Raw genomic sequence first — 16,422 nt, 5'->3', positions numbered from 1 at the left:
GGCAAACTCAATTCGGCTCGGGATTTCCCCGCCAATGGCCGAGTTGGGGGAAGCAGCCATGAAACTATGGAGCTTCTGGTTTGTTTTCGGACATAGTGGGCTACTCATCAGCAGAGCAAACGTACCCGCATCTGCCGCACCTGATCTTGGCGCTTGCGTTATCGATGTCTTCGCCAGGCTGAAGCTCGAAGCCGCGATTTTCGCACTTTGGGCAAACTATGAAGCCGATACGTTGAACAACTTTAATCCACGCCATTCGACTTCTCCTATCAACGGCTAATCCAATCTATTTTCTGCCCCTTGAGGTTTGTCCACAATGAGTAGAATCCGGCCATTCAGAGCGACTGGGCTTTGCCGCGTCGCGCTAGCAATCTTCCGGCTCGAACCAAAACACACCGCTCGGCTTGGTCACATCACCCTTTGCGTCGCCGAAATCCGGCACCTGATATTCGGCGAGCAATCGTAGCCGCGACAGCGGCAGATCGGCGCGGCGGGGATCGCCGACCAGCACCTCGATGCCGGCTGCCAGGCAGCGGTCGAGGAACGGGATCACCCGCAGAGCAACCTCGCGGCCGTAGAACACGTCGCCGGCAAGCACGAGATCGACCGCTGGCGGCGGGCCCGTGGTGATATCCTGGTCGACAATGGTGATCTCGACGCCGTTGGCCAACGCGTTGAGGCCGATCGCGGCGACGCCGTTGCGATCGCTCTCGGCGGCGATCACCGCGCTGGCGCCGGCCTTGGCGGCGGCGATGCCGACGAGGCCCGAGCCGGCGCCGAGGTCGAGCACGCGGTGACCGGCCACGATTTGCGGATGGTCGAGTATATAGCGCGCCAGCACGGCGCCGCCGGCCCAGGCATAGGCCCAGTAGGGCGGCTGCGGCTCAGCTTCGTGCTCCTCGGTCTGGCTGCCGTCTTCCGGTCCATGAGCTCGCCACTCGACAAGCCGCCTCAGGCCGCTGCCGGAATGAGCCGTATAGAGCTGGATTTCACGAAGGGCGGGAACGGGCGCAAGCCGCAGGTTCGCCTTGATGAACACTACTGCATCGGGACGCCGACTATCGTCCGCCATCCCGCCGTCGCCAGGCTCGCCGTTCAAATTATTCCCGCAGCGCCCGGCGCAAAATCTTGCCCACCGGCGTCTTCGGCAGCTCGGTCCTGAACTCGATGTATTTCGGCCGCTTGTAGCCGGTCAGGTTCTCGCGACAATACGCAGTGATTGCCTCAACGGTCAGCGCCGGATCCTTCTTGACGATGAACAGCTTCGGCACTTCGCCCGAATGCTCGTCCGGCACGCCGACCGCCGCCACTTCGAGCACGCCCGGATGCTGGGCGACGACTTCCTCGAGTTCGTTGGGATAGACGTTGAAGCCGGAGACCAGGATCATGTCCTTCTTGCGGTCGACGATCTTGGTGTAGCCGCGCTCGTCCATGAAGCCCATGTCGCCGGATTTGAAGAAGCCGTCCTTGGTCATCACCTTGGCGGTCTCGTCCGGCCGGTTCCAGTAACCGGCCATGACTTGTGGCCCGCGGATGCAGATCTCGCCGACTTCGCCGAGCGGCAGATTGTTGCCGTCATCGTCGCGGATGACGATCTCGGTCGACGGCAGCGGCAGGCCGATCGTGCCGGTGAAATTGCTGTCGCTGAACTTGTTGGCGGTGGCCACCGGCGAGGTCTCCGACAGCCCGTAGCCCTCGGTGATCGAATTGCCGGTCAGCGCCTTCCAGCGCTCGGCAACCCCCTTCTGCACCGCCATGCCGCCACCCAGCGTCATGATCAGCGGCTTGAAGTCGAGCTTGCGGAAATCCTCGTTGTTGAGCAGCGCGTTGAACAGCGTGTTGAGGCCTGGGAAAATGTGCATCGGGTATTTCTGCAGCTCCTTGACGAAGCCGGGAATGTCGCGCGGGTTGGGAACGAGCACGTTCTGGGCGCCCTGCTGCATGCCCATTAGCGCGTTCACCGTCAGCGCGAAGATATGGTAGAGCGGCAGCGCGCAGATGAAGTTGAGATGCGCCGGTTTCGGCTTGATCGCGTAGGCGTCCTGCAGCCATAGCGTGTTCTGCGCGACATTGGACAGCACATTGGAGTGCAGCAGCACAGCACCTTTGGAAATCCCCGTGGTTCCGCCGGTATATTGCAGGAAGGCGATGTCGCCGGCCTCCATCTTGGCCGGTTTGAAGGCGATGCCGGCGCCGGCCTTCACCGCCGCATTGAACTTGACATGGCCGGGCAGCGACCAGGCCGGCACCATCTTCTTCACCCGGCGCACGACGAGGTTGACGATCGTGCCCTTGAGGGCGCCGAGCATGTCGCCCATCGCCGCGACCACCACATGCTTGACCGCCGTCCTGGCAATCACCGCGTCCAGGGTGCTGGCGAAATTCTCCAGAATGACGATCGCCTGCGCGCCGGAATCCTTGAGCTGATGTTCGAGCTCGCGCGGCGTGTAGAGCGGATTGATGTTCACCACGACATAGCCGGCGCGAAGCACGGCCATCATCGCCACCGGATATTGCAGCACATTCGGCATCATCAGCGCCACGCGTGCGCCTTTCTGCAGGCCCTTCGATTGCAGATAAGCGCCGAAGGCGGCCGATTGCCGCTCGAGTTCGGCATAGGAGATCGACTTGCCCATGCAGACGTATGCCGGCTGGCCGGAAAACTGCTTACAGGCGCCGACGAGGAAGTCGCCGATCGAACTGTAGGGCAGGGCGCCGATCTCCGCCGGCACGACTTTCGAATAGCTTTTTAGCCATGGCTTTTCCGGCAAGCCCGCGGCAAGCGCCGTCAGCGTATTCGGCAGTTTTTTGGCCACGCCCGTCGACGGCTTCGAGGCGGGCTTCGCCGCGGCTGTCTTGGCGGCTGGCGGCTGGGCGGGCTTTGCAGCGGGTGCTGTCTTCGCAGCGCGGTTGACCGCAGGTTTCGCTGCCGGCTTGGCGCTTGCCTTCGCCGGCGTCGAGGTTGCCGTTGGCTTGACGGCGGGAGTGGCTTTGGCCGGTGGCGCTTTCGACTTGGCGGCAGCGGCGGCCGGTTTTGAAGCTTTCGCCGCTTTTGCTTTCGCCGGGGCCGTTGACTTTGTTGCTTTCGCCACCTCTAGCCTCCCTAAGTCGTTCTGTTGCCTGCTCCATGCTGCGCCGCCTCGATGTGGTGAGGCGTCCTCCGCTGCAGCGATGTCGCGGATCCCGGAAAATCCAGCGTGTCATCTATCTATTGCGACTATCGGCGGCCGTGCAAGTCTTGCCCCAGCGGCAGGACGGCAAAGATTTGCCGTCGAAATCCTTCCCGCGACGCCGGCTCGGCAATGCCGTCCTGTCGTGTCGGTGGCGAAACCCAGGCTTGTGGATTTTTGGCTTACGATTGCTGCGATCAATGAAAAAATGCGGTCGTTAACAATCCCGTGATTAGCAGATTTTGCTATTTGTTTCTGCAGTTCGTCAAAGACCGAGAAATATTTTCTGCTTACGGTGGGGTAGGCAAACAGGGTGTTCCAAAGCCGGAAAAACGGTGCTTATATGCGCGCTTCGCGAGCCTATAGAGGGGCTTGGAAGAACATCAGGGAGTGCTCAATGAAAAAGAAACTGACTTTTGCAGCCGCGTTGCTGGCTGCAAGCGTCCTCGGCGGTGTGGCCAATGCCAAGACGCTGGTCTATTGCTCGGAGGCCTCGCCGGCCAACTTCGACCCGGGTACCACGACGGGCGGCAACGACTTCGACGCCTCGTCGCGCACCGTCTATTCGCGCCTGGTCGAGTTCAAGCATGGCGGCACCGAAGTTGTGCCCGGTCTCGCCGACAAATGGGAGATTTCGGACGACGGCCTGGTCTATACTTTCCACCTGCATCCGGGCGTGAAGTTCCAGACGACAGATTTCTTCAAGCCGACGCGTGATTTCAATGCCGACGACGTCGTCTTTTCGTTCGATCGCCAGTTCAACAAGGAAAACCCCTGGAACGGCGAGAAGTACCTGCCGAACCTGACCTGGGACTACTACACCGGCATGGACATGCCGAAATACGTCGCCAAGTGGGAAAAGGTCGATGACCTGACCGTGAAGCTGACGCTGACCGAGCCGAACGCGCCGATGCTGGCCAATCTCGGCATGGACTTCGCCTCGATCGTGTCGAAGGAATATGCCGACCAGCTGGAAAAAGACGGCAAGATGGCCGACTTCTCGACCAAGCCGGTCGGTACAGGTCCGTTCCAGTTCGTCGACTACCAGCTGGATTCGGTCATCCGCTATGCGGCCAACCCGGACTACTTCAAGGGCAAGGAAAAGATCGACGATCTCGTCTTCGCGATCACGCCTGATGCCACCGCCCGCATCCAGAAGGTGCTCGCCGGCGAATGCGATATCGCGCCCTATCCGAATCCTGCCGACATCGGCACGATCAAGGCCAACGCCGACGTGACCCTGATGGATCAGGCTGGCCTCAACATCGGCTATATGAGCTACAACACCACCATCCCGCCGCTCGACAAGCCTGAAGTGCGCCATGCGCTCAACCAGGCGATCGATCGGGAATCGCTCATCAAGTCGCTGTTCCAGGACGCCGGCGCCACGCCGGCCGTAAACCTGATCCCGCCGACCATGTGGTCGTGGAACAAGGACGTGAAGTCCGACGCCTATGATCCGGAAGCAGCCAAGAAGGTGCTGGCCGATGCCGGATTGAAGGAGATCCAGCTTTGGGCCTCCGACCGCGTCCGTCCCTACAACCCGAACTTCCAGCGCGCCGCGGAACTGATCCAGGCTGACTGGGCCAAGGTCGGCGTCAAGGCGGAGATCGTCAGCTACGAGTGGACGAAGTACCGCGAAGAAGGCAAGAAGAAGGAGCGCCCGGGCGCCTTCCAGATCGGCTGGACCGGTGACAATGGCGATCCGGACAATTTCTTCGCCACGCTGTTCGCCTGCTCGGCCATCGGCGTGTCGAACTACTCCAGCTGGTGCGACAAGGACTTCGAGGATCTGATCCAGAAGGCCAAGAAGACCAGCGACCAGGCCGAACGCACCAAGCTCTATGAAGAGGCGCAGGTTGTCTTCCAGAAGCAGGCTCCGGCCTTCCTCATGGCACACAGTCAAGTCTACGCAGTCGTGCGCAAGAATGTCAGCGGCTTCATGATGGACCCGCTCGGCATTCATCGCTTCGACGGCGTCGACAAGGCCGAATAGAACTGTTAGGCGGGCGGCGCGCAATCAGGCGCCGCCCGCTTTTCAAGATGCTCCGATATCTCCTAAACAAAATCGTCTTGGTGCTGCCGACGCTGATCGGCATCACCATCTGCGCCTTCGCTTTCGTCAGGCTGCTGCCCGGCGATCCCATTCTTGCCATGGCCGGCGAGCATGGCGTGTCGCCCGAGCGTTACGCGGAACTGAAGGAACAGTTCGGCTACAATTTGCCGATCTGGCAGCAATACGCGCATTATGTTCGCGATGCCGCGACCGGTAATTTCGGCGTGTCGATTTCGTCCAAGCGGCCGGTCATCGAAGATTTCATGACGCTCTTCCCGGCAACCATCGAGCTCTCAGTCTTCGCCATGATCTTCGCCATGGTGCTGGCCATCCCGGCCGGCATCATTGCTGCGGTCAAACGCGGCTCCTGGTTCGACCAGGGGCTTATGGGCACCGCCCTCGTCGGCTATTCCATGCCGATCTTCTGGTGGGGCCTGCTGCTGATCATCTTTTTCTCCGGCTATCTCGGCTGGACCCCGGTTTCAGGCCGCATCGGCCTTCAGTTCTTTATCAAGCCGATCACCGGCTTCTTGACCCTCGACAGCCTGCTCTACGGCAAGTGGGATGCTTTCCGCTCGGCATTGAGTCACCTGGTGCTGCCGACAATTGTGCTCGGCACCATCCCGCTGGCGGTGATCGCGCGCCAGACGCGCTCGGCCATGCTCGAAGTGCTGGGCGAAGACTATGTGCGGACCGCCCGCGCCAAGGGCCTGTCGTCGTCCCGCGTCATCGGCGTGCATGCGCTGCGCAATGCGCTGATCCCGGTGGTCACCACCATCGGCCTGCAGGTCAGTACCCTGCTCGCCGGCGCCATTCTCACAGAAACCATCTTCGCCTGGCCGGGCATCGGCAAGTGGATGGTCGAATCCATATCCAAGCGCGACTATGTCGTCGTGCAGTCAGGCTTGCTGTTGATCGCCTTTATCGTCATGGCGGTGAACCTGATTGTCGACGTGCTTTATGCCGTCATCAACCCGCGCATCAGGGCGGCGTGATGAGCCAGTCGACCGAAATCGCCCCGATGGCCGCCGGCAACCCTGACCGTCTGACCGGCTTCAGGACCTTCTGGCACTATTTCTCGGTAAACCGCGGCGCCGTCATCGGCCTGTTCGTCTTCATCCTTTTGGTGCTGGCCGCGCTCTTTGCACCGCTGCTGGCACCCTATGCGCCCGACATCCAGGACAAGACAGCTTTCCTGCGTCCGCCGGCCTGGCAGGCAGGCGGCAGCATGGAATATCTGCTTGGCACCGACGCCGTCGGCCGCGACATGCTCTCGCGCCTGCTCTATGGCGCGCGTTTCTCGCTGCTCATCGGCGCCGTCGTGGTCACGCTGGCGCTTGTCGGCGGCATCACGCTGGGCCTTTTGGCCGGCTATTTCCGGGGCTGGGTCGACGTGGCGATCATGCGGGTCATGGATCTGATCCTGTCCTTCCCGTCGCTGCTCTTGGCGCTGGTTCTGGTCACCATCCTCGGCCCCGGCCTGTTCAACGCCATGCTGGCCATCGCGCTTGTCCTGCAACCCCACTTTGCCCGTCTGGTGCGCGCTGCCGTCATGGCCGAAAAGAGCCGCGAATATGTGGTCGCCGCCAAGGTCGCCGGCGCCGGCCATATAAGGCTTATGCTGCGCACCATCCTGCCCAACTGCTTGGCGCCGCTGATCGTCCAGGGCACGCTGTCCTTCTCCAACGCCATCCTGGAGGCGGCCGCTCTCGGCTTTCTCGGCCTTGGCGCCCAGCCGCCGACACCGGAATGGGGAACCATGCTCGCCTCGGCGCGTGAATTCATCCTGCGCGCCTGGTGGGTGGTGACCTTCCCCGGTCTGGCCATCCTCATCACCGTGCTTGCCATCAACCTGATCGGCGACGGTCTGCGCGATGCGCTCGATCCGAAGCTGAGGAGGTCGTAATGGCGCTGCTCGACATCCGCAATCTCGTCGTCGAGTTCCAGACCGCATCCGGCCCGTTCCGCGCGGTCGATGGCGTCTCGCTCCATGTGAACGAACGTGAAGTGCTGGCCATCGTCGGCGAATCCGGCTCCGGCAAGTCGGTGTCGATGTTGGCTGTGATGGGGCTGTTGCCGTGGACGGCGACGGTCACTGCCGACGAGATGAGCTTCAACGGCCGCGATCTCCTGAAGATGAGCCCGGCCGACCGGCGCAAGATCGTCGGCAAGGACATGTCGATGATCTTCCAGGAGCCGATGGCCAGTCTCAATCCGTGCTTCACCGTCGGCTTTCAGATCGAGGAGGTGCTGCGCTTCCATATGGGCATGGACAAGGCCCAGCGTCGCGAGCGCGCCATCGAATTGCTGACGCAGGTCGGCATTGCCGAGCCGGCCGAACGGCTGAACTCGTTTCCGCACCAGATGTCGGGCGGCCAGTGCCAGCGCGTGATGATCGCCATCGCCATCGCCTGCAATCCGAAGCTTCTGATCGCCGACGAGCCGACCACCGCGCTCGACGTCACCATCCAGAAGCAGATCCTCGACCTGCTCGTGTCGCTGCAGGTTAAATACGGCATGGGCCTGATCATGATCACCCACAATATGGGCGTGGTCGCCGAGACGGCCGACCGCGTCATCGTCCAGTACAAGGGCCGCAAGATGGAAGAGGCCGACGTGCTGTCGCTGTTTGAATCGCCGAAGAGCAATTACACCCGCGCGCTGTTGTCGGCGCTGCCGGATAATGCCGTCGGCGACCGGCTGCCGACCGTCTCGGACATGCTGTTCGAACCAGCTGCCGGGGGCGTCTGATGAGCATCAAGGTCGTCGAAGGCAAGGACATCGTGCGCGACTATCACGTCGGCGGCGGCCTGTTTCGCGGCGCGCGCACCTTGCATGCGGTCAAGGGCGTCTCGTTCAGCGTCGACAAGGGCAAGACGCTGGCCATCGTCGGTGAATCGGGCTGCGGCAAGTCAACGCTGGCGCGCATCATCACGCTGATCGATCCGGCAACGTCGGGCGAACTGTTCATCGACGGCAACAAGGTCGACATCGCAAGGAACGGCCTGACCAGGGAGATGCGCCGCAAGGTGCAGATCGTCTTCCAGAACCCTTACGGATCGCTCAATCCGCGCCAAAAGATCGGCGATGTGCTGGGCGAGCCGCTGCTCATCAACACCGACAAGCCGGCCGAAGAGCGGCGCGACCTCGCCATGAGGATGCTGAAGAAAGTCGGCCTCGGAACCGAGCACTACAATCGCTATCCTCACATGTTCTCGGGCGGCCAGCGCCAGCGCATCGCCATTGCCCGCGCGCTGATGCTGAACCCGAGCCTGCTGGTGCTTGACGAACCGGTCTCCGCGCTCGATCTTTCGGTGCAGGCGCAGGTGCTCAACCTGCTCGCCGACCTGCAGGACGAATTCCAGCTGACCTATGTCTTCATCAGCCACGATCTGTCGGTCGTGCGCTACATCGCCGACGATGTGATGGTGATGTATTTCGGCGAAGCCGTCGAATACGGCTCGCGCGAGGAGGTCTTCGCCGACCCCAAGCACAACTACACCAGGACGCTGTTCGCCGCGACGCCGCGCGCCGACGTCGCCTCGATCAAGGCGCGGCTGGCGAAGAAGAAGGCCGCCTGACCTCTCACCGAGAATTGTTTTTGAACAATCGGAAATGCGTCGCGGCGGTGGTTTGCCGGCAGGATTGATCGCGATCTGCGAGCTGCCGGGCGCAAGCCGCGTCGCAGGTTGGGGTGCGCCCCATCACTCACCCGCTCCGTGCTGGTAAAGCTCGTCCATGCTGAGCATTGCCAGGGTTGCGAAGGGGGCCTGTTTTTTCACCCGACCGCGGCTCAAGATCACCACGTCGTCGCAGAACGATATGGTGCTGTAATGATGACTGATGACAATGGTGGTGCGGCGGCCGGCCCGCGATTTCAGCGTCTCGACAATAGCGGCTTCTGACAACCCATCCACCGCACTGGTGGCTTCGTCGAGGATGAGAATATCGGGATCGCGCACCAGCGCCCGCGCCAGGGCGATCCTTTGCCTTTGTCCGGCTGACAGGTTGATGCCCCGGTATCCGACCAGTGTCGCGTAGCCCTGCGGCAGGTGCTCGATGAATTGATGTGCCTCGGCCAGCCTTGCGGCGCGCATGGCGTCGCTGGCCGAGGCCGTGTCGTAGCCGTAGATAATGTTTTCAAAAATGGTGCCATCGACCAGTTCCAGCTCCTGACTGGCCAGGGCAATGTTCCGCCGCCACTGGCTTGGGTCGACTTCATCGAGCGGTGCCCCATCGACGAGGATCCTGCCGCTGTCGGGTTTGACGAAGCGGCACAGGAGATTGACGATCGTCGTCTTGCCGGCGCCCGAGCGGCCGATCAGCGCAGTCGAGCGGCCGCTGCGGATGTCGAACACCGCCTTATGCAGCACCGCCTCGCGCGCGTCGGGGCCTGACAGGGGACCGGAATAGGCGAAGCTCACATCATCGAAGCTGATCCCTTGGCGCAAGCCGTCGAACGGCAGGCTGCCCTGCGGCGCCTCGGGCTTGTCGGAAGGATCGAGCAGCCATTGTACCTCCTCCAGCGAGCCGCTCATGCCTTGCAACTGACTCCAGGACATCTGCAAGGCGCGCATATGCGGCTGCAGTCGGTAGAGCAGGATGAGGAAGGCGACGGTCAGCGGGAAGCTTACATTCGCCAGCCAGGCTCCGATCACCACCGCCAGGAACAGCATTGCGTGCAATACCTCGGTCAGTGGCGGCAAGACGCCCTGGCGGATTGAAAGCACGAAAGCCGCCCGCCGCACCCCGTCGGACGCTTTGGCGAAGACCGCCTTTTCGCGGTTCTCCTGCCCGAAGATGCGAATCAGGCGCCCGGCATGCACCAGATGCAGCATCTGCGACGCCAGTGCGCTGTTGCGCGAGACGACGCTGCGGCTCGGCGCCTTCAGATTGGACGACAAAACCCCGTGCGCCAGCTGGACAAGCGCCAGCCCTAGAGTCACCAGCAGCGTCATCTGCCAAGAGAGGAGCAGGAGGAAGGCGAGCAGGATGACGGCGGCCGAGGCACTGACGATCGCGCCGAGCAGGGCCTGGATAGCGTCGGATGCTCGCCAGGATTCGTTGGAGATGATGTTGAGCAGCCGCCCGGGGCTTTGCTGCAGGAAAAAGGGGTAGCCGACCCTGAGCAACTGCTCCGACAGTGCGCTACGGATCGAATAACCTGCCTTGCCGTAGATGTAGCTGGTCAGCAGAGTGTTGGCGAAGGCAAAGACATTTTTCAGTACGATCGAACCGAGGATCGCGGCCGAAATGGCGATCAGCCGCTGGCGCTCGCCGAGGTCCGCTCCAACCTGCTGGAGGAGGGCGGAGAAACCGGCCATGCCTGATGTTTCGCCACGTCCCATAATGATGCCGAGCAGCGGAATGATGAGACCGATGCCGAGGCCTTCCAGCGCGGCGCCTGCAAGCCCGAGCCCCACCACGACGGGAACGAGCCGCAACAGCCTGCCACCAAGCGCGCGGCGCAGCATTGGCAGGGCTGACGGAATCAGTGACATTATCGCGCTCTGGCCTCCGCATTGGCTTCGCTGGCTTCTCGGTCGTGGCGCAGCGGCAGCCGTTTTGGCCATCCCATCATGACGAGCAGCGCAAATCTGGCGGCACCTGCCAGATTCATAACGACAATAGGCCAGTGCGACAGATCGAGGTCGCGGTCAAAGCGAGGACGGCCCGCCAGTTCCCTGAACGCGGCCCGCGCGGACCAATAGACATGGCGAAGCAGCCAAGGGGCGTGGCGGACATGTTTCAGGCACAGCGCACCATTACCGAGGCTATAGTCGCGGTGCAGCCTGTCGATCGATTTGCGGTCTCGCCGGCCGTGATGATGCAAGACCGTCATGTCGGGCACATACTCGACCGGCATGCCGAGCAGCATCGCCCGCACGAGATAATCAGTATCTTCAGCCGAGCGTAGCGGGCCGCCAGCGCCGAAGCGTTCGTCGAACGACCCGATGCGGGCCGCGACGTCGCGGTGCATGGTCATGTTGCAGCCGAGCACGAAGCCGCCGGGGTGGACCGCCGGGGTCAGCCGCTCGCTTGCCTCGTAGAGCTTTATGGTGAAGGGCAGGTCCTGGGCATCACCGAGCTCGACCCGGCCGCCGCGGATCAGCCACTTCTCGCCACTCCGGTAGTGCCGCTCCAGGTCGCGGAGATAGTCGCGGTCGAGCTTGCAGTCGTCGTCGACGAAGACCAGCACGCGGCCTCGCGCTCGCGCCAATCCGGCATTGCGGGCAGCGGCTAGTCCGGGGCGAGTCTCCGAGACGGCTGTGACTGGGATGTCGGAAGTTTCGGCGATAGCGGCCAGCCGCTTTGACGTGCCGTCCCGTGAACCATTATCGACCACCACCAACTCTGCCGCGAAGGTGGCGTGCACCCGGCATGCCGCCTGGATCGAGGCTATGCAAGCCTCCAGCACAGCGGCGCGGTCGCGCGTGCAGACGATGAAACTGACCTCGAGCGACGGCCGCTCCGATCGGGGAGATGTCGGGACAGGCGCACTCGCAAACTGGTGATCGCGCAGGAGCGGGTGGGGCCTGTCGGTCATACCAGTCCCCGCTGATAACGCGCAAGCACCGCTTCGGCCGGCGTGGTTTTGAAGAAGTAGGCCACCGCGTCCGCCCGCTTTCCGGCCCTTATCGAGAGCAGGCTGAGCCAAGGCGCCCAGACGCCGGGACGCAGCGCATATTGTTCGCGGCGCCGGATGAAATTCCATCTCGCCGTCCGCGTGAGCAATTCGTGGGTCAGCGGCGGTTCTCCTTCGTCGCCGACGAGTTGGTAGAGGAAATAAAACAGGTTCAGCGCGCCTGCCTCGAAGCTTGGCCGTGTGTCGGTCGGCAGCTCGGAAATCCGCTCTTCGAGCGCACGGATGAAATCGGCTGCGCGCGAAACCGTGTCGAAAGAGACGGCGTCGCCGATGTCGCGCAGATCAGCTGTGGTTTCCGCAAGCCCCTCACGCTCGAGATTTTCGGCCACGATCCGCAAATGCGTCCTGCGCATTTCCTTGGCATGCCGCATGGTCACGCTTCCCGCATGGATGCGATAGACGAGCAGGCTATCGGGCAATATGGTCGCCGGGAAACGGCCGGCAAGCCGTCTGAAGAGATCAAAATCCTCGGCATGTCTATATTTAGGATCGTAATAGAGATCGTTGTTCCCAATGACATTCCTGTTGTAGATCACCGTCGGATGTAAGAATATCGTAAAGAACATCGACAATATGTCGAGCCGGCCGAGCCGGAACACCGGGTCTAGCCTGCCTTTGGCGATACGGCCGTGAAGCAAGGTATCGACGCAGGCGCCGCAGAAGCCGAGATCGGGCCGCCGCTCGAACAGTGCGACCTGGCGCGAGAGGCGCCGGGGATAGGCGACATCGTCCGCATCCATTCGCGCAACAAGCTCGCCCTGGGCCAGTCGTAGCCCTTCATTCAGGGTGGCGACGAGGCCGCGGTTCTCACGCGAGATGACAGAAACGCGATTGTCTGCCCGGCGGTATCGTTCGAGAATCTCGAGCGAGTTGTCAGTCGATCCGTCATCGATAGCGATGACCTCCAGGCGATCGTAGTCTTGCCGCAGAATGCTCTCCAGCGCAGCGGTGAGATAAGGCCCGGCATTGTAGACCGGCAGCAGGACGGAGACGAGCGGCGCGGTGGTCATCTCTGCGCATCCGTTCGCCGGAGTTCGAGTGCGGCGCGGCCATCGGGGGATCCGCCGGGATAGGCGTCCGCCGCCCTGCCGAGCCAGCCGGCATCGCCAGAGCGTGCCTGGGAGCGGCGGCGCGCTACATAGGGGAAGCGGCGCTTGAGGCTGTTGAGCGGCTTTTCGAAAGCCGTCCACGAGATCGAAGCGACGGCGATCGTGGCGGCGCTCGCGACCAGGAAACGCCCTGGCCCCTGCTCCGAGACATTGAGCGGGATCCAGGGCTGTGACTTGACGGCGAGCGACAGAAGGATCGGATGGTAAAGATAGACGCCGTAGCTGATGCGGCCCAGTGACAGCAGCGGTGGCAGTTCGAAAACCCTGCCGAGGACGCCGCCAAGGCCGGCTGAACAGGCGGCCACAACGGCCACCAGCGGCACTAGGGGCAGGATCTGCAGCAACGCCCAGCGGGCCCATTCCAGCATAGGATCGGCCGGCGCAGGGATAAGCCACTCAATCGCCAGGAAGACAGCCGCAAGGGCTGGCCAGCCTAGCCGCATCCATTGCGGCAGGCCGGCGCCTCTGGTCCGCCGGCAGGCAAGCAAAGCACCAAACGCCAGCGCGTCCATCGATGCTGGCGGCAGCAGGTCGCGCGCTAGCGCCGGGGTGGCGGTGATCGGCCAGTAGAAGCGATAGGCCAGCGACAACAGGATGACGCCGATAGTGATCGCTTCCACCCGCCGGCGGGGTGCGAGAAGCACGACCAGCGGCCAGGCGATATAGAACTGCTCCTCGATGCTCAGGCTCCAGAAATGGCAGAGTAGCCAGGGCGTCCATTCGTTGCGCAGCGCGTACCAAAAATTCGACAGGTAAAGCGCATGCCAGACGAGCGATCCACTGGACTGCTCCAGATCGGTCAGCCAGACGAACCCAAGCACGGCGAAATAGGGCGGGAATATGCGCAGCGCGCGCCTGATGTAGAAGGAACTCAATGCAGGGCCGGCTTTGAATTCGGCCGCGGCGCGCGCTTCGAGCAGCAGTCGTGTGATCAGGAAGCCGCTCAGCACAAAAAAAAGCCGCACCCCGATGTGGCCCCAAAAGGAGGACCCGTTGGGTGCAAGGAAATGGGAATAGAGAACCATCGTGACAGCGATGGCGCGCAGAGCGTCCAACTGATTGTCACGCGCGACCGCCATCAGCCATTTCCGCCGGTCTGAAATCTCCGATGAAGCCAGCGGCCCTGCATTCCGGGCCTCAGGTCGAGGCCTGCCAGCGTCGAGAGTGCGCCGACAACATCAAACCCGCGCCTTTTGCGCGGGGCAGCCTCGAAATCGGTGCTGGCCAGCGAAAAATTCAAGCTGATCAACTTGGCGGAATCCTCCACGGCGCACTTCCCAGTACCAAATCCCCCAAGAAATGGTGCAACCGGGCAATGGTGCAGTGCAACACAAAATATCTATCGAGCTGTAATATTTGTGTGAGTTAGTGCTAAAAATGGGTATGATTTGCGAGTGCGTTGCGTCGCTGAGGGTTTTTCACGTCCGCAATGCTGTACGAGAAGTGGTACCATGTCAGAAAAGATACGGTTTAATTACACAACTATAATCCGGAGTGTCTGATATAGGTCAAAATTGACGAAGATTATTCTAAGGCAGTGGTTTTGTATCTTATAAATTATGCTTGTAGTGTCGGGTTCTCTAGGTTGTCGATCTTGCGCGATGCAGCATAGTCGATGGTCAAGCGTCTGACGACGCAATCCAGTGGCGGCGGCCATATGGCGCATGTCGACGAGGCAGACAGGAAGTGCCGGTGTTGGCGTAGGGAGTGACGTGCATTAGCCTTGCACCTGCCGTCACGCTTGCGTCGGATGGAGAACTGGTGCCGCTTAGGTGACTCGAACACCTGACCCCATCATTACGAATGATGTGCTCTACCAACTGAGCTAAAGCGGCCCGGGAAGCGCGAGGTTCCAGGATCGGCTGGGTGATAGACTCAACCGGCCGCTAATTCAAGATGGGCAACCGCGATTTCGAGCCGGCATCCGGCAATTCGTCCCGGCATTTTCCATTGGCGCGCAATGAGCCACCGCCTCATTTGCTTTTTCGGCTACGCGGAGACGTCGCGGTGGACTGCGCACAAACTGTCCGGCAAGGCGGCAAAACCGACTGATTTTATTGCCAAAACGCATCGAAATGGGCCTTGAACAGGCCTGTAAGGCAGAATGCGGGCGCTCGCCCGTTGATTGATTGGTCTCCTGCGGCTAACGATCATGGCAATGTAAGCGAACGGACAGGGGAAATTCGCTTGGACGCGATCGAAAAAGCGATCCGCAACGCCTTCGAGAAAGGCAACGCCGAGGACCGGGCATTTCGCGAGAGGGTCTATCGGTCGGCTTTCGCGGCGCTCGACCGCGTGCTCCAGGCCAATCCCGGCGTGACGGTGGAAGCCGCCATCAAGCGCCGCAAGGCGGTCCAGGAAAAGATCGCCGAGATCGAATCCGAATTCCTGCCCGCGGTCCCCGATGTCGCCGCGCCGACGCAGAGCGCCGCGCCGACGCAGAGCGCTGCGCAGACACAAGATACCGCGCTGACGCAACGCGTTGCGCAGCCGCAAGACGCCGCGCAAGCGCCAGGCGCCACCGAAGCGCCCGCGGTCGATGCCCCGACAGGTGTCGCGGTCGGACCGTCGCCGGCGATCGTCGTTGATGAACCGGTTCAGCCCGAGGCATCCGACGCGCCGCGTTCGCGCGTGCTGCCGGTCGTCCCCGACATCATGCCTGACGCCACGCTGCCCGGCGCCCCGGCGATCGATATGGCCGATTCCGCGCCGGCCGAGGCCGCGGCGGAAGTGGCGCCTGACCGTGATGAAAGGCGGATAAGGGGCCGCCGCCTGCCGCTGACGGCGATCTTCTTTGGCGTGACGTTGCTCGCCGCCGCCGGCATCGGCCTCTATTTCGCCGTGCAGACCGGGGTCTTCAAGACGCCGGCGCAGCTCGACACGGCGCCGCCCGAAGCGCCGCCGACCGTCGACGATGACGACTTCACGCCGCCTGCCGATACAACTGAGCCGCAGCAGCCTGGCGCGCCGCAGCAGCCTGGTGTCGCCGAACAGACGCGCGACTGGATCAACGTGTTTACACCCACCGATCCAACGCATGTGGCGACCCCGTCCGACGCCAAGGCCGATGTCGTGCAGGACGACACCGGCTCCTTCCTGCGCATCCGCTCCGGTGCTTCCGGCTCGGCCATCAGCTTCGATGTCGGGCAGGGCGTGCTGGAGAAGCTTGCCGGCAAACATGCCGTGTTCGACATCGTCGCCCGCGCCGAGGACGGCAAGGACACGCAGATCTCCGTCGACTGCAATTTCGGCGATCTCGGCGACTGCGGCCGCAAGCGCTATGCGGTCGGCCAGCAGCGTAACGAATATCTGTTCGACGTGAAATTCCCCGACAAGCCCCCGGGCGCGGCCGGCAGCATCGCCATCAACTCCGACTTCGACAAGCAGGGCAAGGCGGTCGACATCTACGAGATCCGCGTTTCGATCGAACCGTAAGCGCCG

The 16,422-nt window shown here is 62.2% G+C and carries 14 protein-coding genes and 1 tRNA gene; 7 read left to right on the top strand and 8 right to left on the bottom strand.

Features of this window, described 5'->3' with window-relative positions:
* Positions 1-58 precede the first annotated feature (58 nt).
* The gene (locus NLY42_RS03660; protein WP_155922478.1) at positions 59-280 is read left to right on the top strand and encodes a hypothetical protein; all 222 of its coding nucleotides are present in this window, start codon (positions 59-61) and stop codon (positions 278-280) included.
* A gap of 84 nt (positions 281-364) precedes the next feature.
* On the opposite strand, the gene NLY42_RS03655 is transcribed toward NLY42_RS03660, so the two are convergent.
* Together NLY42_RS03655 and NLY42_RS03650 are read right to left on the bottom strand one after the other, a co-directional pair.
* Positions 365-1,072, bottom strand: a complete 708-nt coding sequence (locus NLY42_RS03655; RefSeq protein ID WP_031198174.1) for a class I SAM-dependent methyltransferase — start codon at positions 1,070-1,072, stop codon at positions 365-367.
* Between the two features lie 28 nt (positions 1,073-1,100).
* Positions 1,101-3,092, bottom strand: a complete 1,992-nt coding sequence (locus tag NLY42_RS03650) for a long-chain fatty acid--CoA ligase (RefSeq protein WP_023755186.1) — start codon at positions 3,090-3,092, stop codon at positions 1,101-1,103.
* A 475-nt stretch (positions 3,093-3,567) separates the two neighbouring features.
* On the opposite strand from NLY42_RS03650, the gene NLY42_RS03645 reads away from it, so the two are divergent.
* Genes NLY42_RS03645 through NLY42_RS03625 form a run of 5 tightly spaced genes read left to right on the top strand, consistent with a single transcriptional unit; the run spans position 3,568 to position 8,807 of the window.
* On the top strand, positions 3,568-5,166 hold the full coding sequence (locus NLY42_RS03645) for an ABC transporter substrate-binding protein (RefSeq protein ID WP_023669491.1): 1,599 nt from the start codon (positions 3,568-3,570) through the stop codon (positions 5,164-5,166).
* A gap of 47 nt (positions 5,167-5,213) precedes the next feature.
* On the top strand, positions 5,214-6,221 hold the full coding sequence (locus NLY42_RS03640; protein WP_023755185.1) for an ABC transporter permease subunit: 1,008 nt from the start codon (positions 5,214-5,216) through the stop codon (positions 6,219-6,221).
* Between the two features lie 26 nt (positions 6,222-6,247).
* Complete coding sequence (locus tag NLY42_RS03635; RefSeq protein ID WP_050485757.1) at positions 6,248-7,132, top strand: ABC transporter permease subunit; 885 nt, start codon at positions 6,248-6,250, stop codon at positions 7,130-7,132.
* Positions 7,132-7,977, top strand: a complete 846-nt coding sequence (locus tag NLY42_RS03630; protein ID WP_023696764.1) for an ABC transporter ATP-binding protein — start codon at positions 7,132-7,134, stop codon at positions 7,975-7,977. Before NLY42_RS03635 ends, NLY42_RS03630 begins: the two co-directional genes overlap by 1 nt.
* Positions 7,977-8,807 carry a dipeptide ABC transporter ATP-binding protein gene (locus tag NLY42_RS03625; protein ID WP_023669495.1) on the top strand — a complete coding sequence of 277 codons (831 nt, stop codon included), beginning with the start codon at positions 7,977-7,979 and terminating at the stop codon, positions 8,805-8,807. The genes NLY42_RS03630 and NLY42_RS03625 overlap by 1 nt, the downstream gene beginning before the upstream one ends.
* Positions 8,808-8,930: 123 nt before the next feature.
* Here NLY42_RS03625 and NLY42_RS03620 read toward each other — a convergent pair whose 3' ends face one another.
* The 6 genes from NLY42_RS03620 to NLY42_RS03595 all read right to left on the bottom strand — a co-directional run bounded on the left by NLY42_RS03620 (position 8,931) and on the right by NLY42_RS03595 (position 14,816).
* Positions 8,931-10,727 carry an ABC transporter ATP-binding protein gene (locus NLY42_RS03620; protein ID WP_027049321.1) on the bottom strand — a complete coding sequence of 599 codons (1,797 nt, stop codon included), beginning with the start codon at positions 10,725-10,727 and terminating at the stop codon, positions 8,931-8,933.
* Complete coding sequence (locus NLY42_RS03615) at positions 10,727-11,773, bottom strand: glycosyltransferase family 2 protein (protein WP_023755184.1); 1,047 nt, start codon at positions 11,771-11,773, stop codon at positions 10,727-10,729. Before NLY42_RS03615 ends, NLY42_RS03620 begins: the two co-directional genes overlap by 1 nt.
* Positions 11,770-12,882, bottom strand: coding sequence for a glycosyltransferase family 2 protein (locus NLY42_RS03610; RefSeq protein ID WP_023755183.1), 1,113 nt, complete (start codon positions 12,880-12,882; stop codon positions 11,770-11,772). Before NLY42_RS03610 ends, NLY42_RS03615 begins: the two co-directional genes overlap by 4 nt.
* Positions 12,879-14,060, bottom strand: a complete 1,182-nt coding sequence (locus NLY42_RS03605; RefSeq protein WP_023755182.1) for an acyltransferase family protein — start codon at positions 14,058-14,060, stop codon at positions 12,879-12,881. Before NLY42_RS03605 ends, NLY42_RS03610 begins: the two co-directional genes overlap by 4 nt.
* The gene (locus NLY42_RS03600) at positions 14,060-14,248 is read right to left on the bottom strand and encodes a hypothetical protein (RefSeq protein ID WP_023669500.1); all 189 of its coding nucleotides are present in this window, start codon (positions 14,246-14,248) and stop codon (positions 14,060-14,062) included. The genes NLY42_RS03605 and NLY42_RS03600 overlap by 1 nt, the downstream gene beginning before the upstream one ends.
* A 492-nt stretch (positions 14,249-14,740) precedes the next feature.
* A tRNA-Thr gene (locus NLY42_RS03595) sits at positions 14,741-14,816 on the bottom strand.
* A 352-nt stretch (positions 14,817-15,168) separates the two neighbouring features.
* Here NLY42_RS03595 and NLY42_RS03590 point away from each other — a divergent pair.
* Positions 15,169-16,416 (top strand): hypothetical protein, encoded by a 1,248-nt coding sequence (locus NLY42_RS03590; RefSeq protein ID WP_023755181.1) that lies wholly within the window; start codon positions 15,169-15,171, stop codon positions 16,414-16,416.
* Positions 16,417-16,422: the final 6 nt, after the last annotated feature.

This window comes from Mesorhizobium sp. C372A, assembly GCF_030323245.1.
Lineage (GTDB): Bacteria > Pseudomonadota > Alphaproteobacteria > Rhizobiales > Rhizobiaceae > Mesorhizobium.
Note: the sequence above shows the minus strand (reverse complement) of the source record. Positions and strands in the feature narration are given on the sequence as shown.